Annotated in this window: 22 protein-coding genes and 1 pseudogene; 16 read left to right on the forward strand and 7 right to left on the reverse strand. The window is 39.8% G+C overall.

Annotated elements, in window-relative coordinates:
- The 11 genes and pseudogenes from ANME2D_RS16860 to ANME2D_RS17955 all read left to right on the forward strand — a co-directional run.
- Positions 1 to 2,827: GDSL-type esterase/lipase family protein (locus ANME2D_RS16860; protein WP_198527376.1), on the forward strand; the 2,827-nt coding region annotated here is incomplete at its 5' end.
- Positions 2,828 to 2,884: 57 nt separating this feature from the next.
- Positions 2,885 to 3,667, forward strand: a complete 783-nt coding sequence (locus tag ANME2D_RS16865; protein WP_052368696.1) for a class I SAM-dependent methyltransferase — start codon at positions 2,885 to 2,887, stop codon at positions 3,665 to 3,667.
- A gap of 5 nt (positions 3,668 to 3,672) precedes the next feature.
- On the forward strand, positions 3,673 to 5,337 hold the full coding sequence (locus ANME2D_RS08220) for a glycerol-3-phosphate dehydrogenase/oxidase (protein WP_048090415.1): 1,665 nt from the start codon (positions 3,673 to 3,675) through the stop codon (positions 5,335 to 5,337).
- 39 nt (positions 5,338 to 5,376) lie between these two features.
- A complete protein-coding gene (locus tag ANME2D_RS08225; protein WP_048090417.1) occupies positions 5,377 to 6,363 on the forward strand; it encodes an NAD-dependent epimerase/dehydratase family protein in 987 nt (328 codons plus the stop codon).
- 23 nt (positions 6,364 to 6,386) lie between these two features.
- Complete coding sequence (locus ANME2D_RS08230) at positions 6,387 to 7,127, forward strand: acyltransferase (RefSeq protein ID WP_048090420.1); 741 nt, start codon at positions 6,387 to 6,389, stop codon at positions 7,125 to 7,127.
- 5 nt (positions 7,128 to 7,132) lie between these two features.
- Complete coding sequence (locus ANME2D_RS08235) at positions 7,133 to 8,095, forward strand: lysylphosphatidylglycerol synthase transmembrane domain-containing protein (RefSeq protein ID WP_048090422.1); 963 nt, start codon at positions 7,133 to 7,135, stop codon at positions 8,093 to 8,095.
- Positions 8,085 to 9,413, forward strand: coding sequence for a Coenzyme F420 hydrogenase/dehydrogenase, beta subunit C-terminal domain (locus tag ANME2D_RS08240; RefSeq protein WP_048090424.1), 1,329 nt, complete (start codon positions 8,085 to 8,087; stop codon positions 9,411 to 9,413). Before ANME2D_RS08235 ends, ANME2D_RS08240 begins: the two co-directional genes overlap by 11 nt.
- A 1-nt stretch (position 9,414) precedes the next feature.
- Positions 9,415 to 10,608, forward strand: coding sequence for a polysaccharide pyruvyl transferase family protein (locus tag ANME2D_RS08245; protein WP_048090426.1), 1,194 nt, complete (start codon positions 9,415 to 9,417; stop codon positions 10,606 to 10,608).
- 282 nt (positions 10,609 to 10,890) lie between these two features.
- A pseudogene (locus ANME2D_RS19015) lies at positions 10,891 to 11,370 on the forward strand (IS630 family transposase).
- A gap of 333 nt (positions 11,371 to 11,703) precedes the next feature.
- Positions 11,704 to 14,670 carry an apiosidase-like domain-containing protein gene (locus ANME2D_RS08250; RefSeq protein ID WP_198527377.1) on the forward strand — a complete coding sequence of 989 codons (2,967 nt, stop codon included), beginning with the start codon at positions 11,704 to 11,706 and terminating at the stop codon, positions 14,668 to 14,670.
- A 338-nt stretch (positions 14,671 to 15,008) separates the two neighbouring features.
- Entirely contained in the window at positions 15,009 to 15,191 is a 183-nt protein-coding gene (locus ANME2D_RS17955) for a hypothetical protein (RefSeq protein WP_157834023.1), read from the forward strand.
- 47 nt (positions 15,192 to 15,238) lie between these two features.
- On the opposite strand, the gene ANME2D_RS08255 is transcribed toward ANME2D_RS17955, so the two are convergent.
- The gene (locus ANME2D_RS08255; RefSeq protein ID WP_048090430.1) at positions 15,239 to 15,457 is read right to left on the reverse strand and encodes a hypothetical protein; all 219 of its coding nucleotides are present in this window, start codon (positions 15,455 to 15,457) and stop codon (positions 15,239 to 15,241) included.
- On the opposite strand from ANME2D_RS08255, the gene ANME2D_RS08260 reads away from it, so the two are divergent.
- A complete protein-coding gene (locus ANME2D_RS08260) occupies positions 15,456 to 17,180 on the forward strand; it encodes a hypothetical protein (RefSeq protein WP_157834024.1) in 1,725 nt (574 codons plus the stop codon). The genes ANME2D_RS08255 and ANME2D_RS08260 overlap by 2 nt on opposite strands.
- Here the strand turns inward: ANME2D_RS08260 and mfnA are convergent.
- Positions 17,164 to 18,297 (reverse strand): tyrosine decarboxylase MfnA, encoded by a 1,134-nt coding sequence (gene mfnA, locus ANME2D_RS08265; protein ID WP_048090435.1) that lies wholly within the window; start codon positions 18,295 to 18,297, stop codon positions 17,164 to 17,166. The two genes, ANME2D_RS08260 and mfnA, sit on opposite strands and share 17 nt — an antisense overlap.
- A gap of 70 nt (positions 18,298 to 18,367) precedes the next feature.
- On the opposite strand from mfnA, the gene ANME2D_RS18825 reads away from it, so the two are divergent.
- The 3 genes from ANME2D_RS18825 (at position 18,368) to mdh (ending at position 20,116) form a co-directional block, all read left to right on the forward strand.
- Entirely contained in the window at positions 18,368 to 18,490 is a 123-nt protein-coding gene (locus ANME2D_RS18825; RefSeq protein ID WP_277812919.1) for a hypothetical protein, read from the forward strand.
- A gap of 38 nt (positions 18,491 to 18,528) precedes the next feature.
- A complete protein-coding gene (locus ANME2D_RS08270; RefSeq protein ID WP_157834025.1) occupies positions 18,529 to 19,068 on the forward strand; it encodes a hypothetical protein in 540 nt (179 codons plus the stop codon).
- 118 nt (positions 19,069 to 19,186) lie between these two features.
- Complete coding sequence (gene mdh / locus ANME2D_RS08275) at positions 19,187 to 20,116, forward strand: malate dehydrogenase (protein ID WP_048090440.1); 930 nt, start codon at positions 19,187 to 19,189, stop codon at positions 20,114 to 20,116.
- Here mdh and ANME2D_RS08280 read toward each other — a convergent pair.
- Entirely contained in the window at positions 20,113 to 21,894 is a 1,782-nt protein-coding gene (locus ANME2D_RS08280) for an ATP-binding protein (protein ID WP_048090442.1), read from the reverse strand. The genes mdh and ANME2D_RS08280 overlap by 4 nt on opposite strands.
- Before the next feature lie 556 nt (positions 21,895 to 22,450).
- Here ANME2D_RS08280 and ANME2D_RS08285 point away from each other — a divergent pair.
- Positions 22,451 to 22,867 carry a hypothetical protein gene (locus ANME2D_RS08285; protein WP_048090445.1) on the forward strand — a complete coding sequence of 139 codons (417 nt, stop codon included), beginning with the start codon at positions 22,451 to 22,453 and terminating at the stop codon, positions 22,865 to 22,867.
- Positions 22,868 to 23,007: 140 nt separating this feature from the next.
- On the opposite strand, the gene ANME2D_RS19135 is transcribed toward ANME2D_RS08285, so the two are convergent.
- The 4 genes from ANME2D_RS19135 to ANME2D_RS18550 form a co-directional block, all read right to left on the reverse strand.
- Complete coding sequence (locus ANME2D_RS19135; protein WP_198527378.1) at positions 23,008 to 23,652, reverse strand: vWA domain-containing protein; 645 nt, start codon at positions 23,650 to 23,652, stop codon at positions 23,008 to 23,010.
- A 44-nt stretch (positions 23,653 to 23,696) separates the two neighbouring features.
- A complete protein-coding gene (locus tag ANME2D_RS08295; protein ID WP_048090451.1) occupies positions 23,697 to 24,530 on the reverse strand; it encodes a hypothetical protein in 834 nt (277 codons plus the stop codon).
- Between the two features lie 46 nt (positions 24,531 to 24,576).
- Positions 24,577 to 24,987 (reverse strand): hypothetical protein, encoded by a 411-nt coding sequence (locus ANME2D_RS08300; RefSeq protein ID WP_048090453.1) that lies wholly within the window; start codon positions 24,985 to 24,987, stop codon positions 24,577 to 24,579.
- A 48-nt stretch (positions 24,988 to 25,035) separates the two neighbouring features.
- Positions 25,036 to 25,228 (reverse strand): hypothetical protein (locus tag ANME2D_RS18550; protein WP_206741772.1); only part of this gene is annotated, 193 nt, incomplete at its 5' end.

Raw genomic sequence — 25,228 nt, forward strand, 5'->3', positions numbered from 1 at the left:
AATCAAGACTATCAAGGTAAATGCAACAAATGAGAATGGAACAAGCAATACCATTACATGGAATATTATAGTTAAGAATACTCCGGTTATACTGCCCAAGCTATCTAAAACTGCACCATATTCGGATATCCCAGTTCAGGGAATAGCGAATTGGGGAGGTAAAGATAGAGAATTCATACAGGCTGGACACAACGACAGGATAAGACAAAATGGAACGATTTATCAAATACGATTTGCGGTAGCAGATGCATCGAGATTAACACAATTTAATTTTACCATATGGAGAAAAAATGGAAATAATTATGATAGAATTGCTACAACTGATAATTTAATTAGTAATATCTCAAATGGTATAAATGTAATAAATCTGTCACACCCGATAGAGGGAGTACAGGAAGGTGATTTTTACGGCTATCGCATCAAAGCCTCAGCAGATGCACTCTATGTAGATACAGGGGTTACAAATCATCTAACATACTATGTAAATGGCTCGGTGCCATCAATAATAAATTATAACTGGATAGCTAATGCCTTTAGCCAGTATGTCTTTGTGATCGAACCTTATATGGATAATCCATCCATGGTTTTCATAGGTGATTCTATAATAGCAGGACATGGAAAAGATGAACATTATTCCTTTATCGAAACTAAAGATGTTACTAATATTCCTGGAACAATCGAAAATCAGTGGGCAAGAAAAGTAAATAGAACTTATCAAAATATGGGTATTAACGGACAGAGGACTTCACAACTTAATTATAGGTTCAATTCTGATGCAGTCAATCTGTCACCAGAATTCGTGTTAATTGAAGGTGGTGTGAATGATGTCAGCAGTGGTGTCGGCAATACGACTATACTTGCTAATTGGGAATCTATGATACAAAAAGCCTATAACAACGATGTAACCCCGGTTATTATGCTAATATTACCATGGACTGATGGCTCGGATGCAAAGTTAAGTAAGATTACGTATATAAATGAGCAGTTGATGGGAATGGCGGTGAAGTATTCCCCATCAGTCGTAGTCGATGCAAGGTGCTACATTGGAGTTGAGAGGCCCTCTGGTCCGACAGGGAATTGCTGGGATATTAATGCGTCTTACACTGTTGATGGTTTGCATTATAATTCCATAGGTACGGAGAAGATTGCACAGGCTATAAAAGATTCATTTAAGTTCGTTCATGGAAAACAGGGATTATATAATTTAATTCAGCCCGATGGGACTATTATATATAGCACAGGTCTGAGCAATGCAGTGAATACCTCCTGGAGAATGGCATCGACTGCTGGCACTGCAAACATAAGCTATAATATACCATCTCCAGGAGAGGTAGCAAACATAACTATAAACAGTGGTACTGTCGATTGGTTTAACATAGGCAACTTATACTCAAATCCGATCTGTGATTTATATTCAAACAGCGCCCGGGTTGAGAGAAGTGAGGCTGTATATGGGCATGTGAATTTTACAACGGATATATCTTCAGGCACTTACTATGTACAATGCACCAGTTCACCCAACATCGGTTCACCCAAAATCATCTCATGGAGTAATAACAAGACCAATAATGACGGTCTAACTGTAACCATAAATACAAGTGAAACAGTAAACTTCAATGTTACAGCTGATCAGAATATAGACGCGTGGAAATGGTTTAAAGATGGTATAGATCAAAATAATAATATTTACAATTACAGTACTTCCTGGGATATTGAAGGAACAAAAACGATAAGTGTTAATGCAACAAATAAGAACGGGACAAGCAATACTATCACGTGGACAGTATTTGTAAATGAGCCAGATAAATATACGATCGGAAGTGGAGGGAGCGCATGGAACGGAAATGTATCATTAACCAATACGACCGTGGTTCGATCGACAGAGAACGTTGAACTGCATTGGGTTGTGAATGATTACATCTCACGATGGCGAATGGATGCTGGAAGCGGAACGTTGATCCGTGATGAAAATGTGGCATCAGGGAACGACTGTACTCTATACGATATCACATGGAATCCAGATGGGGGTATTGATTTTGATAGTAATGGCGATTATGCCAGCTGCGGCGGAAACAACTTAGCAAACATGAAAGCTTTCACATACGTGGCTGATCTAAGACCATCAACTTCAGATGCGACACCAAGATATATTATGGGTATTCAGGGGACAGGTTCGAATTGGTATAAATCCCTATACATTCAAGACATATGGAGTATAAGGCAGAACATAAAAGGATCAGCATCCAATACACGCAGGTACAGTGCTGATAACGCACTGACACAGGGGGTAAGGAAGAACGTAATATCAACATGGAGTGGCGGTACTTCAGGTGCAGGTATTTCAATGTATGTAAATAATGTTGAAACACCGTATTCTTCGACTGTCAATGGCGATTCAGTAGCAGATGACTCTGGCAGTACATTTGTTCTGGGGAACAGGCTTGATCTTACAAGGCCATATCGCGGTACAATGTACGAGGCTGTTGTTTTTGATAGGGTTCTTTCAGTAGATGAGCGAAGCAAGGTATATAATAAAATAAAATACAGTACTGGCAGCATCACCGCATGGCATGATGCAGGTACTGGGAATGAAATATATAAAATAGGCGTAAGCGCCATAACACCTGCAAATACCAACTACACGGTCTGGTATCGTCAGAATGGAACCGGTGGATTCGTACAGGTAGGTGGGGTATATACAGGTAGTAGTACAATAGCATTAGGTCCACGATACAGGAATACTGATGTGCGGATAGCCCTGAATGGTAACCAGAAGGCAACACCTGAGCTTATTTCTATTATGTTTTATACTCAACGTGTAAGTTAAACCAAATGATTGAAACTTTTTCTAGGAATAGAGGATTTGATATATATGAGGTTGGAAATGACTGCGAGTAAAGAATCAAATGTTGTGACACTGGAAGCAATCAGGCAGTACTGGAACGAACATATCCATGATCTGAAGATAGCCAGGCATACGGTTGGAACACAGGGGTTTTTTAAAGATCTTGAACAGTACAGGTTCGAGAAGCTGGACTACCTGCCAAAGATAGTGGATTTCTCCAGATATAAGGGGAAGAATATCCTGGAGATCGGATGCGGTGTGGGTATAGATCTGATAAGGTTTGCCAGGATGGGAGCCAGGGTTTCAGGTGTGGATATTGCAGAAAGATCCATAGAATTAGCTAAAAAAAATTTTGCATTTAACGGCGTAGATGGCGATCTGCGTGTAATGAATGGAGAAGAGCTTTCATTCGATGATAACAGTTTCGATGCTGTCTATGCACATGGAGTAATACAGTATACAGCTAAAGATGAGAAAATGATAGATGAGATCTTCAGGGTTCTAAAACCGGGTGGTGAAGCTATTATAATGGTTTACAATAGATACTCCTGGCTTAATGTGATGTCAAAACTCTTTAAAACCGAGTTAGAGCATGAGGATGCACCGGTTCTTAATAAATATTCAATCTGGCAGATCCAGAAGATGCTCTACAAATTCTCAGAGGTGAGGATCATCCCGGAGCGGTTTCCAGTAAAAACGCGCCTGCATAACGGATTAAAGGCAAATGTATTTAATGATGTATTTGTACCGCTGTTTAATGTTATCCCCAGATCAATAGTCAGACCTGTGGGATGGCATATAATGGTATTTGCATATAAATAATAACTATGAAAAGGGATATGGCTCGGTTAGGCAAGAAATCCTATGATCTGCTGATCATTGGGGGAGGCATATACGGTGCAGCCGCTGTATGGGATGCTGCGTCCAGAGGCCTATCTGTAGCATTGATAGACAAAGGGGATTTCGGGTCAAGAAACTCATCTAACAGCCAGAAGACAATCCATGGTGGTCTGAGGTATATGCAGCACGGTGACCTGTGGCGAATGCGTAAATCTGCATGTGAAAGGACAACCCTGATGCGGATTGCTCCACATCTTGTGCATCCAATGCCCTGCCTGATACCCACATACGGAAACCTCATGCGTGGCATAATGCCCTTAGCGCTGAAAATATATGATCTTGTTAACTTCGATCGCAACCAGTTAAAAGACACTCAAAAGCATATTCCCGGTGGAAGGGTTGTTTCTAAAGAGGAATTTCTGCGATTGATTCCCGGAGCCCAGGATAACGGGCTTACAGGAGGGGTAATCTGGTATGATGCTCAGGTATATAATACAGAGCGTATGGTTCTATCCTTTATCAAGTCGGCAGAGAATGCTGGAGCAGACGTAGCCAATTACATTGAAGCTACAGGTTTTTTAAAAAATGGGAACCGCATCAGGGGCATAAAAGCAAGAGATTTAATCAATAATTCGGAACTGGAGATTCAGGCTAAGGTGATATTAAATGCAAGCGGACCATGGGTTGATAATGTACTGGGATCGTTGGGTAATCCTCAGCGTCGCAGGATTGTTCTATCCAAAATGCTAATACTTGTTTCGAATCGTCTCCTGGTTCAGGATTATGCTTTTGGAATCTCATTCCAGAAAAAATTCAAGGATGATGATGCTGTAATTAATAAGGGCTACCGACTTCTTTTCATATCTCCCTGGAGAAACTATTCTCTGATAGGAACAGCGCAAATGCCGTATCAGGGTGATCCAGAGGACCTTAAGATAACCGAAGCGGATATCCAGAGATTCATAGAAGAAGTAAATGAAGCTTATCCACATGCTGCGCTTACGCGAAAAGATGTCTCATTCTTCTATGGAGGCCTGCTGCCTGTTGATGGGGTAAATCGCAATGGCGATGTCAACCTCATAAAACACTATAAAATTTATGATCACAAGCAGGAAGGTATTGAAGGTTTGATCTCGGTTATGGGTGTTAAGTATACTGAAGGCAGATATGTGGCACAGAGGGCAATCGACCTGGTTTTTAAAAAGCTTGGAATAAAATCACCTGAGTGCACAACTATGAGAAACCCGATTCATGGAGGATCTATTGAAAAATTCAATGATTTTCTGGGAAATGCGATTGAAAATAGACCCAGAGGATTAAGTGAAGAGATAATAAGACACCTTGTCTACAACTATGGATCTGAATATATTAAAATATTAAAGTATATAGATGAAAATCCCTGTTATGGTGAAAAGATGTCCATTAGATCGGATGTTATCAGAGCCGAAATACTTCACGGAATTCGGGAAGAGATGGCTCAAAAACTGGGGGATGTGGTTCTGAGGCGCACAGAGATGGGAACAGCTGAGTACCCGGGAGAAGAAGCCCTCAAAGCCTGTGCCAGTATAATGGCTGAGGAGTTAGGGTGGAATGAATCAAGAGTTAAGAGAGAGTTAGAAGAGGTAAAGGAGATATACACTCCCGGAGCTTGATCAATATAATCAATTAATTAAAATCAATGAGGGATTGCTATGAGAGTTTTTGTAACAGGCGGAACAGGATTTACAGGCGGCCATCTTGTACAAAGATTAGTAAAAGATGGACATGAAGTAGGTGTACTTGCAAGAAGAACAAGCAACACTGAATCGCTAAAAAAGCTTGGAGTAGAAATAATAACAGGGGATATAACAGACAGGGATCTTGTAACGAAAGCTGTCAGTGGTTTTGATATGGTTTATCATATTGCTGCAATGTACCGTGAAGGAGGTGGAATCGCTGAAAAGCCGTTCTGGGATGTAAATGTTGATGGCACAAAGAATATGCTGGAAGCTTCGATAAACGCAAATGTAGGTCGTTTTATACACTGCAGTACAGCCGGCGTTCACGGTCATGTCTCAAACCCGCCAGCAGATGAGAATCATCCATACAATCCCGGAGATATATACCAAAAAACGAAGATAGAAGGTGAAAAACTTGCTTTAGACTATTTCGCAAAAGGCTTGCCAGGAGTGGTAGTGCGGCCTGTGGGTATTTATGGCCCTGGCGACTTGAGGTTCCTTAAATTATTCAAGTCCATCCAAACCGGAAATTTCGTGATGATTGGAGATGGGAAGGTGCTATATCACCTCACTTATATAGATGACCTTGTGGAAGGGTTTATGCTCTGCGGTAAAAAAGATAATGCACTTGGACAGACATATATAATTGCAGGCGATAGATATACATCGCTAAACGAGCTTGTGGAAACAATAGCCAGTTCACTGGGGGTAAAAAAGCCTAAAATTCACTTTCCTTTTTTCTGGCCTGTATGGACTGCTTCTCTATTATGCGAGGCAGTCTGTTATCCTCTGAGAATCAATCCCCCTATTTTCAGACGCAGGGTGGATATCTTCAGGAAGGATCGGGCTTTTGATATCTCAAAAGCGAGGAAAGAGTTAGGATACGAACCTAAAGTTGGTTTAGGGGAAGGTATTAAAAAAACGGCTGACTGGTATAAAAAAGAAGGCCATATATCATAATGTTATTATATTAGGGATCAAGAATGGATAGAGTAGAATTATCAAGAGTGCAGCAAGAATTATTCGCGAAGAGAAAATCTTCTCTTAGAATGTATCAAGAGATGATGGTTGGTAGTCACAGATTCCTGGACCTGTTAAAGTATGAATTAATTACTTCAATCTTCTCTCCATTACCCGGTGCACTAGGATTATACTTAAGAAAACAATTTTATAGATCCTTATTTAAAAATATTGGGCGTAATGTATTTTTTGGAAAAGATATTACATTAAGACAGCCTTGTAAGATTAAAGTAGGACATAATACAATAATTGATGATTGCTGCCAACTGATAGCCGATGGTGAAAATAGCACCGGGATTGAACTGGGGAGTAATGTTATATTAAATCAAAATGTGAGATTAAAAGGTGATGGTTCTCTTAAAATAGGAGATAACACTAAAATAAATTCCAATTGCTCGATTACCTTTGGCGATAACGTGAAGATTGGTAAAAATGTCCTTATAGGTGGATATTCCTCCATTATAGGTGCACTAACTCACAGGTTTGACAGAACTGATATCCCTATTATTGCACAAGGAAAGGAATCAAAGGGTGGTATTATAATAGAAGATAATGTCTGGATTGGCGCAAGTGTGGTTATTTTAAATGGAGTGAGCATTGGGAAAGATAGTATAATCGGAGCAGGATCGGTTGTGACTAAAAGTATTCCGGAATTTTCAATCGCTTTTGGTGTCCCTGCAAGAGTAGTTAAAAGAAGAAAGTGAAATAAATGATATTTAATAAAAAATTATTCTTAAACATATCTAAGATATGTTTAAGTTTATTCCTTATCTATTATATATTCACAAAAATAGATGCAACAGATGCTGTCTCTGCTCTTAAAACAGTTGATGTATATTTCCTCCTGATAGCAGCTTCTATACAAATTATGAATATCCCAATCCGAAGCTATAACTGGAAACAATTATTATCTGTTCAAGGTATACATATCCCATCTAAGACCCTGATTTCAATTACATTAGTCGGTGCATTTTTTAATAATTTTCTTCCAACGTCCATGGGTGGTGATGTTGTGAGGGCATATGAGATTTCAAAACTTAGTAACCAAACAGTTAGATCGACCAGTACTGTAGTTCTTCTAAGACTGATTGGTCTAATAGCTATAATAATCTATTCTGTGATCGGTGTTATTATTGGCTATGAAATAATAGTAATAAAAAATCTGGCCAAATTAGTTGGCGTACTTGCATTAGTACCTCTAGTTTTTTTTATTATGTTCTATAATATCGATAAAATAAAATTTATAAAGCCAAATATTAATTCAATGTTACGGTTTGATACTAAGAACATCGTTAAAAAAATATATGATTCTATAGAGATCTATAAATATCACAAAAAGAAATGCATTAGAATCCTGCTAGTTTCTTTACTTTCAGAATTAATGATAATTATCTATTTTTATTTTATTGCATTATCTTTGCATCAGAGAATTGACCTGTTATATTTTTTTATACTTATTCCTCTAATCTCTATAGTTGAAATGCTACCAATATCTATCAATGGTATTGGTGTTCGGGAGGGTGCATTTTTATATTTTTTTACAAATATAGGCATGCTGGGCTATATAGCAATCTCAATGTCGTTGCTTTATTATATGCATAAAGTTGGGATTAGTTTGATTGGCGGTATAATATACGCACTAAGAGGGAGTAAGATCAAATATGTCAGTTAATAAAATCAGGTATGTTGTTGATAATAATCTATGTGTACGGTGTGGAACGTGTGTTGGGGTTTGCCCTTTAAATGCAATAACATTAAACGACCGTAATTATCCTGTGAAAAATTCTTCATGTACGGGGTGTGGACATTGTATAGAGGTTTGTCCAGGGATTGATGTTGATTTCCCGGAACTTACCATGCAACTTTTTAGAAAGAGATTTAACATAAATGGATTACTTGGCTTTTTTACAAATGCATATGCGGGCTATGCATTAGATCCAGATATTAGAGCAAATGCAAGCAGTGGTGGGGTAATTACACAATTATTAATTTATTTATTAGAAAAGAAAATTATTGACGGTGCTATTGTGGCCGTAACTGACCCAGAAGCCCCATGTCAATCAAAACCAATTATAGCAAAAACTAAAGATGAGCTATTACAAAGTATGCAATCAAGATATACTATCATACCTGTCAATCAGCTATTTGGCAAAATAAGGCAAATGGAAGGTAAATTTGCATTAGTAGGTTTGCCATGTCATATACATGGTTTTAGAAAGCTGGCAAACATAGATCCAGTTATAAGAGATCGGATTTATTTAGTGCTGGGACTTTACTGCAATCTGAACCTTGAGCAGGAAGCAACATTAGACCTACAAAAAATTTCGAGAATATCACAAAAAGAGATTAAAAATTTTGAATATAGAGGGGGGGAATGGCCTGGAGCGATCCGAATTACTAAAAAAAATGGAAACACACATAATCTACATTACTCTAATTATAAAGATGGTGCATTCAATTACTTGAGCCGGTTGTACTATGCAAAACGATGTTTGTATTGTATTGATGGCTCAAGCGAATTAGCAGATATCTCTTTTGCCGATCCGTGGGTTCAGGATGGTAATGGTGATTGGGTATTTAAGGGTGGCTGGACATTGATTTTTGAAAGAACAGAAAAAGGTGGAATGCTTCTTGCTGAAGCGGAGAGAGATCATGCAATCTTTCTCAAAAGACTTTATGGATATAGCATGTTTAAAAGATTTATAAATAATATAAATAAAAAAAGGAAAATGGCATTGGTCAGGTTATCTAACTTAAAAAATAAGAATAAACCTGCCCCGGAATATCATGTTGATGATCCGACAATTCCAGTAAAAGATCGCTTAAAAGAGTATATATTCTCACTAACACTAGTATTTGGTAAATATGAGGGGGTAAGGAAAATAATTACAGCAATCATTTTCTCAAGAATAGGTATATCATTAACAAAGCTAAGAATTTTTTTAAAATATCGAGTATCTAATATTAGATTATCAAATAGGAGGTTTTGAAATGAACTCTACAAAAAGTATTACTGTATTAGGAAATTACTCCGGTCGAAATGCTGGAGATGCTGCAATATTAGCAGGAATGTTTTCAGATATATCAACGTTGTTCCCCGATGTTATATTTGAAGTACCCTCGATAAACCCAAAATTTATCTCAGAGAGTTATTCAAATTACTCGGTAAGACCTGTTGGGTTGATGCCATGGAATTTCAGCATTAAAATGCTTGGAATGCCTACTTTATTATCGATTTACCGTACAGATCTTACTATGATAACAGATGCTATCCTCTTCGATCGAAAGCTTTTTAACCCGTTATTTAATTATCTATCCACGCTTGCTATATTAATCCCGCTTGCCAAAAAAATGGGAAAGAAGATAGTATTATACAATGTTAGCTTAGGACCTGTAGATACAGAAATGGGGAAAAAACTATTAAAATCAATTTTAGACCAAGCTGATTGTGTTATTCTTAGAGATATTGATTCTTTACATCTTTTAAAGAGCTTAGGTGTGGCTAATACCCGTATTCATTTATCAGCAGATTCTGCTCTTAACAACAAACCTGCACCAAAAGAAAGAGTAAAAGAGATTATGGAAAAGGAAGGTATCTCAAAAAATCAAAAATTGATAGGATTTAATATCAATAGTTATATTGATGTGTTTATAAGTGGCGATAAAAAAAGCTTATCAAGAGTAGAATTCACAGACATTGTCGCAGAAGTTTCTGATCGTATTATTAAAGAGTTAAATGCTGAGCTAATTTTTATAATAACACAACATATGGACGTTAAGATAGCGCAGGAGGCGATTGGAAAAATAAAGAACCAAAATCATGTTAAATTAATCTCTAACAGTAAATATACACATAATGATATAATGGGGATTATGGGTGAGCTTGATCTTCTAATAGGAATGAGAACACATTCATTAATTCTTGCCTCTGCTATGTATGTTCCTTTAGTTGGGATTATTCCGTATCCTAAAAGTAGAAGCTTCATGAGGGAGATAGGACAGGAGGATAGAACAATAGAATTTACAAATTTTAATGCTGAAAATTTATTTGCATTAGTAAAATCTACCTGGGATCAAAGGGAACAAATTAAGGAACAACTTCAACCAAGGATTAAGAAACTAAAAGAAACTGCGAGTGGAAGTGCAAACTTACTTGTTGAATATATTAAAGAGGATTTTGATTAACCTACTTTTTTATTGATTCGCTTATAAACCCTTTATAAAGGAAGAACCAAAATTAGGGGTTTTTCGAAATCCTCTAAATAGTTAAGTGGATCATAGCGGCATAAATCATTGCTTCGCTAGATAAGTCAAAATAGACCATATTTTCAGACATGCTCTAGTGAGTATATTATGAAGCCCAAGGTAATACTGCCAATTTTATTAATTATGTTTATATCAGGTATTTAAAAAAAATTCAAACAACAAGTTAAGCCATTTGTTGACGATGGATACACAATCTTATTTCTGGACGAAAGCATCTTCCCAATAGCACCGTATCTCACATACGGCTGGTTTCCTGTTGGCAGTCACCCGAATGTAAAGTACGAATACAAAAGGAAAGAAAAAATCTGTATTCTTGGGGCATTAAACTCTGAATATTTTATCTATGCGTTCACAGACTGGCTAAACGGTGATGTTTTCAAGGTATTCTTACAACGACTTGTTTACAAATTTGGTAAGCTGGTCGCCGTTATAGATCAGGGCCCTTATCATACATCTGCTGATATGTAAAAATTTTATCAGGAAAATAAAGAGCATCTGCATATCGTTTATTTTCCAAGCTATAGTCCTGAGCTTGATCCAATAGAGCAATCGTGGAGGGCGGCTAAGAAATGGCTGGCAATAAGGTACTGGGAGAATAAGAGAGAATTAAAGCGACAACTGATTACGGCATTTGAGGAGGGTATCACGATGGTTCCAATTTACGAGTATTTGAGAACTTGACTATAACATTTCACCTGGACGAGTATATCTCTCTTGTTTATTTTTACGGCCGAAAATTCTTGGATAAGTATTGCCACAGTCTTATATAAAAATATTTCTAAAATTAACTAGTAAACATTTACGCTTTGTTAAATGAAATAAAACCGTCTATAAACGTTATAAAGTAAAATAAAAACCATATAAACCTTTAAAATTGATATTATACTTTCAAAATTGCCGATTGTTTTCGAACATTTTATATACAACAAGATTCAGGATTCGTTCATGATCATATATACATATGTTCAAAATTATGTATCGACTTTGAAATTAATAGTCACTGGATTTTTACTTATGACTACAAGTAACAAATGCAGATTAGCAATAGCTGCATTATTTACGCCTATTCTGCTAACTGCAAGTACTGGCATTGCCCTTGCTGAGACTGTAGGTGTATGGAATGTCTATGAAATCAATATAACAACAACGAACACATATTCGAATCCTTACCTTGATGTTTGGCTTAATGCAAATTTTACAGGCCCAACCAAAAACATAAAAATAGACGGCTTCTGGGACGGTGGCAAAAACTGGAAGGTCAGAATGGCTCCCACAGAAGTGGGCACATGGAGTTATGTAACCTATTCAAATGACCCACAGCTTAATGGAAAAACCGGAAATTTTGAGGTTGTAGAATCGGGAAAGAAGGGGTTCATTATCAGTGACCCTGACCACGCTTTTTCATTTAAGAGATCTGGTGGTGAGCATGTTTTTTTGATGGGTGATACAAACTGGAATAGTATGTCTGACAAAAATGGTGCCCTCAAATTTTCAACATATAAAGCCTATATAGATTATCGCTCTGATCAGAAGTTTAACTTTATCCGCAGTTATATTGTCGCATTATATTCATCTTCGACCGATAGTGCCCATTATAATGAAGGAGGAAGGGCATTTGAACCCTGGAATCCTGATAGACTTAATCCAGGCTATTTCCAGGAGGTCGATAAAAGAATAGGATATGCAAATTCTAAAGGTATAACAATGCATCTGTTGCTTGGAAGCGATGGGACCAGAATGACAGATTTCTTTGGCTGGGGTAATGGAAAAATGGAGCGATATGTCCGTTATATAGCTGCTCGTTATAGTGCATACGATATATCATGGGAAGGCAGAGCTGAATTTGAAGAGCAGGGAAGTACAACACCAGGTGCTGTTAATCTTGCAAATCAGATAGGGAATTGGTTTGAGAGATTTGATCCTTATAATCATGTTCGATCTATTCACACACTTGATTCAAATAATGAATTAGGAAATAAAGGATGGTTGGATTGGATAATGCATCAATCAAGAGATTGGAACCTGATTATCTCCGATAGAAAGTATAATAAACCTGTCATGAATGAGGAGTTCTATTATGAGAACAGTGGTGCTGGAGCAACACATAGTCATCATGTCGATGCCGATACGGTAAGAAAAGGAGCATGGAATGTAATGACATACGGAGCAAGTGGATTTGCCTATGGAAATACAGGGATATACAACTCACGTTCCCAGCCTTTTAAAGGGATCCAATATGCACAATCAATAGGTGCAGATTACATGACCTATCTTTATAACTTCTGGAGTACTACGGAATATTGGAAACTCGCTCCCAAGAACAGTATAGTCAAATCAGGAACCGCTTCTGCGGCCGCTGATCCTGGAAATGAGTATGTTGTTTATCTCCCAACAGGCGGCTCAACTACTATTGATCTATCAGCAGCTACCGGTACCTTGTCTGTTGAATGGTACAACCCCCGTACAGGAACCTATAGGGGACAGACGACAGTCCAGGGAGGTGCTTCAAGAACATTCACAGCCCCCGACTCAAAGGACTGGGTGCTTCATATAAAAGCAGCGGGCGGAGTTCCAATAGCCAGTCCCTCAGCCAACCCGACCTCAGGCGAAGCCCCGCTGACTGTAAACTTTACAGGTCATGGCAGCGACCCTGATGGAACCATTGTGTCTTATCACTGGGACTTCGGGGATGGCAATACCTCATCTTTGCGAAATACAACCCATACCTATACATCGGCCGGCACCTATAAAGCGGTACTCACAGTAACAGATAATGAGGGCAAAAAGGGAAATAGTTCGATCACTATCACATCAACATCGCAGGATACGACGCCGCCTGCAGTTGGAGATGTAAGCGCTCCATATCCCAATAAGGTAAAGGTCTTTTTTCTTGAAGCTGTTGAGGAAGCTTCTTCAACCAATATATCCAACTATGCAATAGACAACGGAATTACCATTTATTCGGCTTCACTCGGATCGGACTTAAAGATGGTGACGCTATCCACATCAGCGCATGATGAGAATATCAATTATACCATCACGATAAGCAATATCAGAGATAGAGCCTCAAAATCCAACATAATGCCACCCACACAGGTTACCTACAGGTTCATTCAAGAGCTGACAATAAGCAATATAACTGCTTCCAGCGGTAAAAGCTATTCTCTTGATACCCTTGCTGTCGGCAAGCTGCAGTACATCGACCGCAGTTATACGTTCAGCAGTGTGCCTGCTTCTTACGATGACCTGAAGTACATTAGAACAGCAAACGATGATAAAGCTTCTTCTGGCAATACTTTCCTGGAATTCGATGTAAACAAAGATGTAACTGTATACGTAGCTTACGACGATAGAATATCTTCAAAACCATTATGGCTTGAATCCTTTATGGATACTGGCGACAAACTTATAGGCGGAGGCGGTACTTTCAGTTTATATGCTAAAAACTTCTCAGCCGGACATATCGCCCTGGGAGGAAATGAAGGAAATAATTCCCGTAGCATGTACAATGTGGTTTTAAGACCTATCAGCAGATGGGATGTAGCGGATGTTGATGTTGTTGTTACCCCTCAAAGCAAAACGGTCACACAGGGGCAAACATTTGATTTGAGTGTATATGTTGACCCGAAAGGCATGGCTATTGCTGGTGTACAGATGGATATTGCGTTTAACAAATCCATACTTAAAGTAAATAGTATAACTGAGGGTGATCTCTTCAAACAGAATGGAGCAAGCACATTCTTCAACAATGGTACGATAGATAATTCACTTGGAACAGTCACGGATATCTACAGTGCTATCCTCGGCAATACAAACGTATCCACCCCGGGAACACTTATAATAATCAATGTCACTGCCATAGGCTCATCGGGTACATCCAGTATGGATCTTCTCAATGTAAAAACCAGTGATCCTGATGGAAATACAGTTGCTTTAAATGTGACGAATGGAAGTGTGACAATTAATGCGCCTGCTTCCTGACATAACTCCCGCAAGTATCCCTAAGAACACGTATGTATAGATATTAACTGGTGCTGGATCAGCCTGCGGACGCGGATCTATCACCAGTTAACCATTTTTCTAATTAAACTACCTTAGAAGCGGCTACGCATGCGGGAATATGAAAAACGCCCGAAAATAATAAATAGTGGTTGTAGTCATACCTGAGAATGGAGTTATTACGATGGGGAGGATATTTTGTCTGCTGGTTAATGATAATAACGGTATTAGTGGGTGCCGTAAGCTAAAGGGCAATTAAAGAATGCTAAAAGATTTACTATATGGATTTTTATATTATATGAGTGGGTTGATATCGGGATATGGCAGCGTATGGATGCAAAGAACGAAAATGTCCGTGCAGGATGTGGGTAAATTGTCTCCATTACGTCAACGTACAGAAACGGGCATGGAGACTTAAGAGGAAAGAGTATGATTTCCATTCATGGTACAGGGATAACTTCCGCAATGAAATACAGATGGTGGACGTGTTTGTAAACGGGTGAAGTGAGCACAGAAAAGTAATAATACTTTCCCTCCGTTAACAGTAGTATTAATTATTATGAGGTGGTGGGATAGTGCTTATTTCTTTAATTATTATTTTAGCCGGTCTTTTTTTTGGCTGGATGTTAAGCTTCTTCTTTAATTTCGTTGATAACTTGCTTAAGCGAATTGCTTTTAGCATTTTTTTCGGCTTTATTTCAGTAACGTGGTTGTCTCTCTTTTTCTCATGGCTTATATTCAAGCAACTTGGTTTTGCTTCAACGCTCATGATGATAATGGTCCTGATCCTGGCTTCAATATTCTTATGGTTCAAGGCGCGGGAGCGAGAGAGCATTGAGCTTAAACCGCTTACACTGAGCGTGCTCGCAGTGATCGCGCTGATCATCTATATTTATGCATCCCTTAATTTCTCCATAGTCCTGTTCACCAACGAGCGAGGAGGGTGGAGCGGGATAGTAAATGTCTGGGGAGATTACCCCTTTCATTTAGGGTTGATCAATTCCTTTGTTCTACGTGATAATTTCCCGCCGCAGTACCCTGTGTTGATCGGCTCGCCACTTACTTATTCTTTTGCAACTGATTATTTGACTGCGGTTCTTGTAAAAAACGGACTGGGGTTGAGGGAAGCGATCTGGTTTGTTAACATTGCGTTATTTTTTTGTCTGGCTGTTTTTATATTCTACTTGGCTGAGGAAATCTCTTCTTCCAGAAAGGTTGCAGCTATAGCATTAATCCTGTTCTTGTTTAACAGCAATGCCGGCATTGTTAATGCTCTGGGCGAGGCGGTAGATGACCCCGGTGTTTTACTCAAGCCTGACCGTGATTTTTCTCATGATGAGGCGGGTGAATTGTACTTTATGAATATCATTTACGCGGTCTTTATTCCTCAGAGAAGCGTTCTGCTTGGTTTTACTGCTGTGCTGCTTGTTTACCTTCTCTTATTTAAAAACTTCTCATCAGACAGGCAGAACAAGCAAGAATTCTTGCTTGCAGGTTTATTATCCGGCCTGCTGCCGTTAATGCACGCGCATTCTTTTATTGCTGTCGGTGTGGTGGCAGCGTTCCTGTTCCTCTACCGCCCCTCACGCGCATGGCTTTATTTTATCATCCCTGCAGCTTTACTGGCTGCACCGCAGATCTTCTGGATCAGTCAGAATGTTGGCAGTGAAACATTTTTTAGTGTGCATCCGGGCTGGATTACTATAAATGAGAGTAAGCCCTTAATCAATATATTACTGTTCTGGATTGCGAACGGCTGGGTCGTACTTGTTCTATCGTTTGCGGCCTTAGCGCTTGCTTCACGTAAGCAACTGGTGTTTTACAGCCCGTTCCTTGCTCTATTTTTTATAGGCAATATTATCCGCTTCCAGCCATGGGACTGGGATAACTACAAGATCTTCATGCACTGGTATCTGCTCGCCTCAATATTTGCTGCGATCATGATCGTTAGATTGTTTAATGCAGGCGCAGGGTTTGAAACGAGGCACAGAGCTGCTGGAAAGCGCTGGCTTATATTGCGCAGCTTCGGGCTCAAAGCTCTGGCGGTCATGTTTATCATTTTAGGAGTTGCTTCGGCTGTTTTAACAATGCTCTGGATGACTGAGGGTGAAAATGCGCGTTATGAGGTCTATTCCCCTGCTGATCTCAGGATCGCAGAGTGGATCAAGATGAATACTCCGGATCAAGCTATTTTTCTGACCAGTGACACCCATAATAACGTCGTGCATTCGCTTGCAGGAAGGCAGATACTAATGGCCTCCTGGTGGTGGCTCTGGAGCCATGGTCTTGACTATTCAGGGGTAGAACGCGACGTGAAAGAGATCTATAAAACAGGAAACTGCGAGTTGATAAAAAAGTATAATATCAGTTATATTTTTGTGAGCCCGCAGGAGGGCAAATTGAATCCAGACATCGCACTGTTTGAATCAAGGTTCGATAGAGTTTTCTCAGACACTAACAATATCTATAATATCTTCAGGACAAAGTGCTGATCTCTGAAGTAATATCAGAGATGAACAACTCAAGGATCTCTTCACTAAGGTGCGGCATAATTACCAGTCTCATGGCACTGGGATCTCGGGTTATCGAGGTGAACCATCCCTTTGCACGCAGTTTTTTTCTGACCTCGTCCAGGTCAGGAACATCAAGCGCTATGATATTCATTACCGGGTCAATGAGAGGCTGCACTCCGCACTCCCGTACGCCATCAACGATCGTATCTGTCATTTTAATGCACCGATCCACGATCCTCTTGTATCCTTCTCTACCCAGGTGCATCATCACTGCATAAGCTGCTGCAACTGCAGCACCGCTTCGCGTGCCAGCGAGGGATCGCTGTTTCCTTATTGTCAGATACGGTGTATCGATCTCAAGTGGAAAAAGATATGATTCTTCTTTGAACAGCAGACCTCCTGCAGGTATCGTGGACAAGCCCATCTTGTGCGGGTCGATTGTGATTGAGCTCACGCCTTTTATTGAAAAATCAAAATCATATTTCTTATCAAGAAAAGGTATTACAAATCCGCCAAAAGCAGCATCGATATGTAAAAACAGATCATTAGATAAAGCGATACGTGCAAGCCTGTCTATCGGGTCTATCTGGCCGAACTCTGTTGAGCCTGCAATTCCAACAAGTGCTATTGTATTATCATCTATGAGATTTTCTACCGAATCTGTATCTACCCTGAATTGGTTATCTAATCCTGCTTTCCTGATCTCTATTCCAAGCAGGTCTGCTATCTTATCAAATGAGAAATGAGCCGAGACGGGTACAACTATATTTGGATGCTTTTTCTTAGCAAGATTCCGGGCTGTCCTTATTGCCTGAATATTGGATTCTGTGCCTCCTGTTGTAATATAACCGCAGGCCTGTGAGTCCCCCATCAGGTCTCCCATAATGTTGATCACCTTCTCTTCAAGTTCTTTTGTCCCGGTGAATAAACCAGAATCACCCAGGTTTGATTCGATAAATTGCATATGTGCCTTTAGAGCGATTGGATGCGGTTTTGTACACATCGCGCTTAGCACCTTCTCATACGGAGTATTTTTTAGCCCTGCATTATCCAGCAGAGATAGCACCTCTCCCGGAGTGAGCCCTTTCTGATTCATAATATGATCACTTAATTTAGTCTTTAACAGGATATTCGAGTGATAGAGTGCTTGAGATTTAAATCTTGGGGTGGCACTGAGAGCAAGGCAGAAGGCATCGGTCATGGGAATCAAAGGGCCGTTGAAAGAGGGTGAGATTGAGAACACCAGGAAGCATGCCCGGGCATGGGCTTATAAACTAGAAGGGGACTAATCACAACATTATATATATAACAACAGATAAGAATGGGTATGATGGTAAAGATAGAGGACATATTTACCGAAGCCTTTGATGCATTCAAAGCCAACTGGGTCTCTTTAATTCTCGCAACTTTGGTACTGATGGTAGGCTCGATCTTTATAATACCAGGACCACCCCTTCTGTTCGGTCTTTATATAATGTGCCTTAGGGCAGTGAAAAATGAGAGAACAGAGGTACTTGATATCTTACAGGGATTTGATTATTTCCTCCGTAGCTGGGGTATTTTCCTTGGGGCAGCAGTCATTATTTTGATTGGTCTGGCGCTTCTCGTTCTGCCAGGGATAGCGCTTCTTATACTCCTGATATATGCAATGCCCCTGTCAATAGAAAGGAACCTCAAGGCAGTGGAATCCTTAAAGGCAAGCTACAGGTTAAGCAGGGAAAACCTGAAGTTTACCATCATACTTGCCCTGATCGTCTATGCCATTAACGTTGTTGGAGGATGGATCATGATAGGATCTATCTTAGCTATTCCATACACTGCACTCTGCGTTTCAGCGGCAACGGTAAGGCTCCTGGAAAAATATTGATTAAAATGTAACAGACGGGGAATAAGTGAGACTGTGATAATTCATTCCTGATAGGTCAGTCCAAACACAAACATTATCATCATTAAAACCCCTCATAAGAAAAAATCAGGTGACCAAAATGTCCAGAATCACAGTCATAGGCGCAGGTGCAGTCGGCGCAACTGCAGCGCAGAGGATAGCAGAAAAAGAACTCGGCGATGTTGTCCTGATAGACATTGTTGAAGGGCTGCCGCAGGGCAAAGCCCTTGATCTGATGGAGTCAGGCCCTCTTTTCGACTATGACTCAAAAATAATCGGCACGAACGACTATAAGGATATGGGAGGCTCGGATATTGTTGTTATCACAGCAGGAATAGCAAGAAAACCGGGCATGACAAGGGAAGACCTGTTAAAAATAAATACAAATATAATCAGGGAAGTTTCGCAGAATATAGCAACATACGCTCCTGAATCAGTGATTATTACTGTTACCAATCCTCTTGACCTGATGACATATATCACCATGAAGACCACGAATTTTGAACCGGGCAGAGTGTTCGGGATGAGCGGCGTACTGGATTCTGGCCGGTTTGCCGCGTTCATTGCAATGGAACTCGGGTGCTCGGTGCGGGATATACGTGCAATGGTTCTCGGCGGACATGGTGACACAATGGTTCCGCTTCCCAGGTTCACCACAGTATCTGGTATCCCGATTACAGAATTGATCTCACCGCCTACCATCCAGCACATGGTCGACAGGACTGTTAACGGCGGGGCAGAGATTGTAAATCTGCTCAAAACAGGAAGCGCCTTCTATGCGCCCTCGGCCGCTGTCACGAACATGGTGGAAGCGGTCATAAAGGATACAAAACAGATCCTGCCTGTATGTGCTTATTTGAATGGTGAATACGGTAAAAAGGGTATTTATCTTGGTGTTCCTGTAAAACTGGGGAGGCGCGGTGTGGAAGAGGTAATCGAGTTAAAACTGACCGATGATGAGAGAAAAGCGCTGGATAGATCAGCAGAGGCTGTTAGATCAGGCATAGCCTCTCTCAATGTGTCAGGTTAAAAGTCGCTAAAGTTTTTATTAAATGTAAGAATGAATACGCTGCCCTTTGCGGGAGTACTCTGTGCCCTGATCGAACCCCCATGACCCTCCATTATGCCCCTTGTGATCGCTAACCCGAGCCCAGCGCCATTATGCGAACGGGTGGAAGTAGTATTTATCCGATAAAATTTATCAAAAATCTTATCGATCTTATCTGGTGGTATACCCACGCCATCATCTTTAACATGCACTTCGATACATTCCTCAAATTCACAAGCTCTAATCTCCACATTCCCGCCTTCGGGGGTAAATCTCAGAGCATTACTTAAAACATTTACGAATACCTGGACGATCCTGTCCTTATCTGCGTTGATCTTCGAAAGATTCTTCGGGATATCAGTTGTGATATTCAATTCTTTCTTCTCATATTGATTTTTTACAGTGCCAACAGCAATATCAATTATATCATGCAGGTCTACAATTTCCTTACTAAATCTCAGTTCGCCTGATTCTATCATTGAAATATCCAGAAGGTCGTTTACCAGACGTGTCAGGCGATCGATATTCTTTATTATAATTTGAATTAATTCCTTTCTGGTAACTAGTTTTGAGTCATCTTCCAGTAGAAATTCTGAAGAAACCTTCATAGCAGTCAGTGGTGTCTTCAATTCATGTGACACCATTGATAGAAAATCAGATTTTGATTTATCAAGTTCCTTTAATCTCTTATTGGCATCCTGTAAAAGTTTGTTAGATTCATTAAGCTCGCTGGTCTTTCGTGCTACTTCAAGTTCAAGAGATTTATTCCATCTGGAAAGTAATATAACGATCGAGAAGCTGCCCAATACAATAAAACCAATTGCTACCCCTACAAACAGACCCTGTTTTTCATATACTGAATTTATCAGGGCGTTAATCTCTGATGCCGGCGAGACCACTGATATAGAAAAGTTCTGGTTGCGCCATACGATGGGGGAATAAGCTATCAATTTCTTCTCAGATCCGTTGCCTTCGAAATAATAGCCGGTACCTTCTCTTCCGTTTATTTGATCCTGGAAGATATACTGCAGTAGAGGATCCGTACTGTTCAGGGCATCAAGATATTCTAGATCCTTATTATTTTTATAAGCATGATATAACATCGCGCCGCGGTCGTCGACCAGGTGGATTTCCCAGGGAGAATCATAGTTTCTCATGAATTTGTTTGAGATATCTGAAACTGTTATAATTGCAAGTATGACACCCTTGAACTCATCTCCTTTGTAGACCGGGGTCCAGATAAAAGCTCCAAGTCCACCCTCCAATAAACGCACAGGTCTTGTGATATTAGTCTCTTTTCTGTCCCGGACCCATTCAAAAGTATCTACCAGGATACGTTCTGTTTCACTATCTCCCGGCCTGTCAAATTTGTAAAGGTCGTATCCAAAAGGTGTGTTTTCCTCAGGATATCCTATGGTGACTACACCACTTTCATTAAGGAACTCGAATACATAGATACCATCTGTCTTATTGTAGACATTCTTGAATTCGGTTAATGTTACATCCGAAGATGCGTCGGATATATGCAAAGCCATCACTTCAATAATAGTAGTTTTTTCGTTCAAGAACTCACGCATTCCCGCAGAAATCTGTTTTGAAAGAAGAAGCTGGCGTTCACTGAACTGTTTTTCGACGATATTTTGGATCTCATCGTTTGATTTGATACCCAGAAAAACAATGATTGTGATAGATAGCAGACAAATGATTAAAACTGTCAACCAGTTTAATTTCGTTTTTCTGATTAACGATTTGTCCAGCATTTAAACTTTTCATATAGCCCAACAAGTTTATTAACTTACCTGGCAACCTGCACCAAATTAAAAATATTTAAATATTTTATACAATTTTCTGCACGGCTATTTACTTCATATCTCAGATTTTTATCTAATTTTAATATTATAATTTCTTGACGTATAGGAAAGTATAAACGCATTTCTTCCTCCTCATCTTGAAATCTGATAGTCTAAAAACAACGAACATAAACGAACTGGAACGAACTCCAAGAGTTCGTTTTGAGTTAGTATAAGTTCGTTGTTAATAATTTTGCCCCCGCAGGGGCTTTCTTGATTTTCGCAACCCGCCAAAATATTCCCTGAGCTATATTGCCAAGAAAATCAAAGGAAGATCAAGCAGGATATTGAGACAGGAATTTCCACAAGGTGATAGGGATTTTGGTAATATTTTGCGATTTCCACTTGGCGACCATTTTGGAATTGTCGTTGTACACTTTCCTAATGAAATGCCGACTATGGATATAAGATGAGATAATGGTTCTTAGAAAGAACAAAAACATATGGGAAGGAATATGAGGATTACATGACAAAAGTTTCAGATATTTATTTTTTGAATATGAATAAAAAATCTTTAATCATTTTGGGAATTATCGTGGTGATAGTAGCGTCGCTCTTTTTGATCCTCGGATTAAAGAGCGCTAAAATCAATACTTTCGAAGATTGTGAGAAAGCTGGCTGGCTCGTGCGTAATATAATTGTATTTGACCGCGACGCTCCTCTTGAGAAAGAATGCGTGCTATGGAGTGGCAAAAGCTTCGTTAAAGAAAGATCTCAAGAACAAAGGGCAGTTGAAATAGCTACCGCCTATCTAAGTTATCCTGTAACAATCACTGAAGTAAAAAAATTCGAGTGTCAGGGTTGCTTTTCTGTAAAGCTTCAAAGAGATGATAACCAACACCAATTTACTATCGTGCTTGATAACTGGAAAATAAAAAATTAACGAAGCATGAGCGCTGCTTGCCAACTCTACGCTTGCTTCACAACTTTGCCCTTCGGGTGGATAACAGGGGGATATGCGGTTCGCTGTATCACCCAAAACGCTCCACAACTTCGGAAACATGCAGACCACTGTTTTTATACTTAGAACCTATCTATCTCTCTCTCAAATAGAGGAGAAAAGGGGGGAATAGAGGGAAAGGGGGCTTCGATTATAAAGATGTTATGTGGATGGTGAGAAGGGCAACTTTGAATACGTGAACGAATCTTTTTTGAAAATGACCGGCTGGCAGAGAGAAGAACTGATAGAATAGTTTCATAAAAATAATACCTGGCGATATACACGAATTGGCCCTCAAGCTCTGTAATGAGGTTCAAGAAGGAGTTAATAATGATTAGGTAATACTGTCCGCCTGTAGCAGTAGTAATGCCTGTAAGAAGCACACTGTCCACTGAACTTCCAAGCCCGATAGTGTAGATGGTGATGTTGTTCGCCACGGCCTGCTGGGTGTAGTAATCGTGATAATAACCCTCACCATCTGTGAGCAGTATCATCATCCAGGCATGGCTTGTATTTCCGGCACTGATAAGATGGCTATTTGCAGCACTGACTCCCGCACCAATATTCGTCCCTCCCCATGCATCAAGGCTGTCTATTGAAGCATTGACCGCGTTGAAATCATCAGTGAGCGGTCTTATGAGATATGCATAACTATCAAAATCCACAACCCCGGCGCGGTCGCCAGGGATAAGCGCACCAACGAAGTTCTTTGCTACTATCTTGCGCATATAGGCAACAAAACCTATATTTTTCTGCAAAATTATCATATTTTTCAAACATACCGCAGCTCATAACCCAGATGAAGCCTTACGGCGTCCAGCTCATCAGGACAACCTAACTGCTCTGTGCAGATAAGCAGCATTATTCCGCCATTCTCAAGCTCCTCTACCTTTCTTGCAGGTGCAGAGAGAAGCTTTTCACGCCCGAACTTATCCACCAACGGCTTAGAATAGAAATTTACAATATTTGGCAATTTTTTCAGGAAATCTTCTTCATTTAAGGGAATATCATCCAGGTATTGGCTTCTGAAAGCACCATGTACAAAATTGAGTCTATCAAACACCTCTTTACACAGGTTAATAAAGGATAAAAAGGTTTTTTCGTCAGGGATAAGATGTTCACCTGCTTCAAATGAAATTAAGCATTTATTATCTTTAACCGGAATGATGTATATCCCAAATTTAATATCAACCTCACCTAAATAATTCAAAATTATATCGAGGTGTGTTTTTACATCTTCAATAAACTTCTTTATTTCTCCTAAAGTTACATCACGAGTATTCAACTTTACGAGGTTGATCCTGAATTTCCCCATTAATTGAGTATCTGATCCGCGTACGCTGAGCGAAAACATGTTCCTGAGTGTAGCTTCATCCATGTTATTTACAAATTTGACACCATCATCCTCAGTTTTGATCAGGACATCCACCAGTTTGCTATGATGGTCTTTCAATAAGAGTATCTTTTTGTTCTCTATATCCGTAAGATGCTTTATTATCCTAGCCTGCCTTACTGCCGTCTTTATCTTTCCGATCGTATCCGCAGGTGCAGTCAGCGAAAGAGATGCCGCATCATCAACAAGAAAAGCGCCAACTCTCTCCGTCACTGTGAATGATTTTTAAGCCCGCAACAGCAGCTTCAGATCATCTATCTTAGTAAGGACGCTGCCTGTAAGTGGTGAATTTCTCTGAGGATTTTACAGCCTGGAGAACCTCTCCTCCACCCACAAACATCGAAAGTATCTGAGTTCCTACATAGCCAGAATACCAGCCGTTGGCGAAGCTGCTATGGAGTGCTGTATTTTCAGCATAGGGGTTCTCAAGCTTCTGCTTCTCTTTGACTGCCTCAGGTAGTGACGCGATAAGGTCAGCAAAAAACGAAGGATCTGAGGCTATACTTCCTGCTAGATCTCTGATGCCTGCCAGAAATCCGCCAGGATCATCCTCGATCAGGATCAAAAGTTCAGGAATCTCTGCAACTGCGGCTGATAAACCTGACAGTGTTCCAAGATTGCCTGCGATCTCATTACCGTAAATAGTATCCGAACCAGGCCTGGCTGCCATCTGTCCGTAGATTGAGGGATGGTGGTAAACTAAAGCCGGCTTGAAGAATTATATTCTATTTTCTGCAATAAGCCCGGAAGCCTCAATGTAAAATATCGTGAAAATATACTGCCCCGCCACATATGCAGCAATTATAACAAAAGGATACGTCACTATAAGAACGCTGCCTATAAAAAAAGCGAAAGTAATGACAAGATAAATGATGAAACTGAGGGTGAATCCCTTAAGATTCTTGAAAATT

The sequence above is a fragment of the Candidatus Methanoperedens nitratireducens genome (assembly GCF_000685155.1).
In the GTDB taxonomy this organism is placed as follows: domain Archaea; phylum Halobacteriota; class Methanosarcinia; order Methanosarcinales; family Methanoperedenaceae; genus Methanoperedens; species Methanoperedens nitratireducens.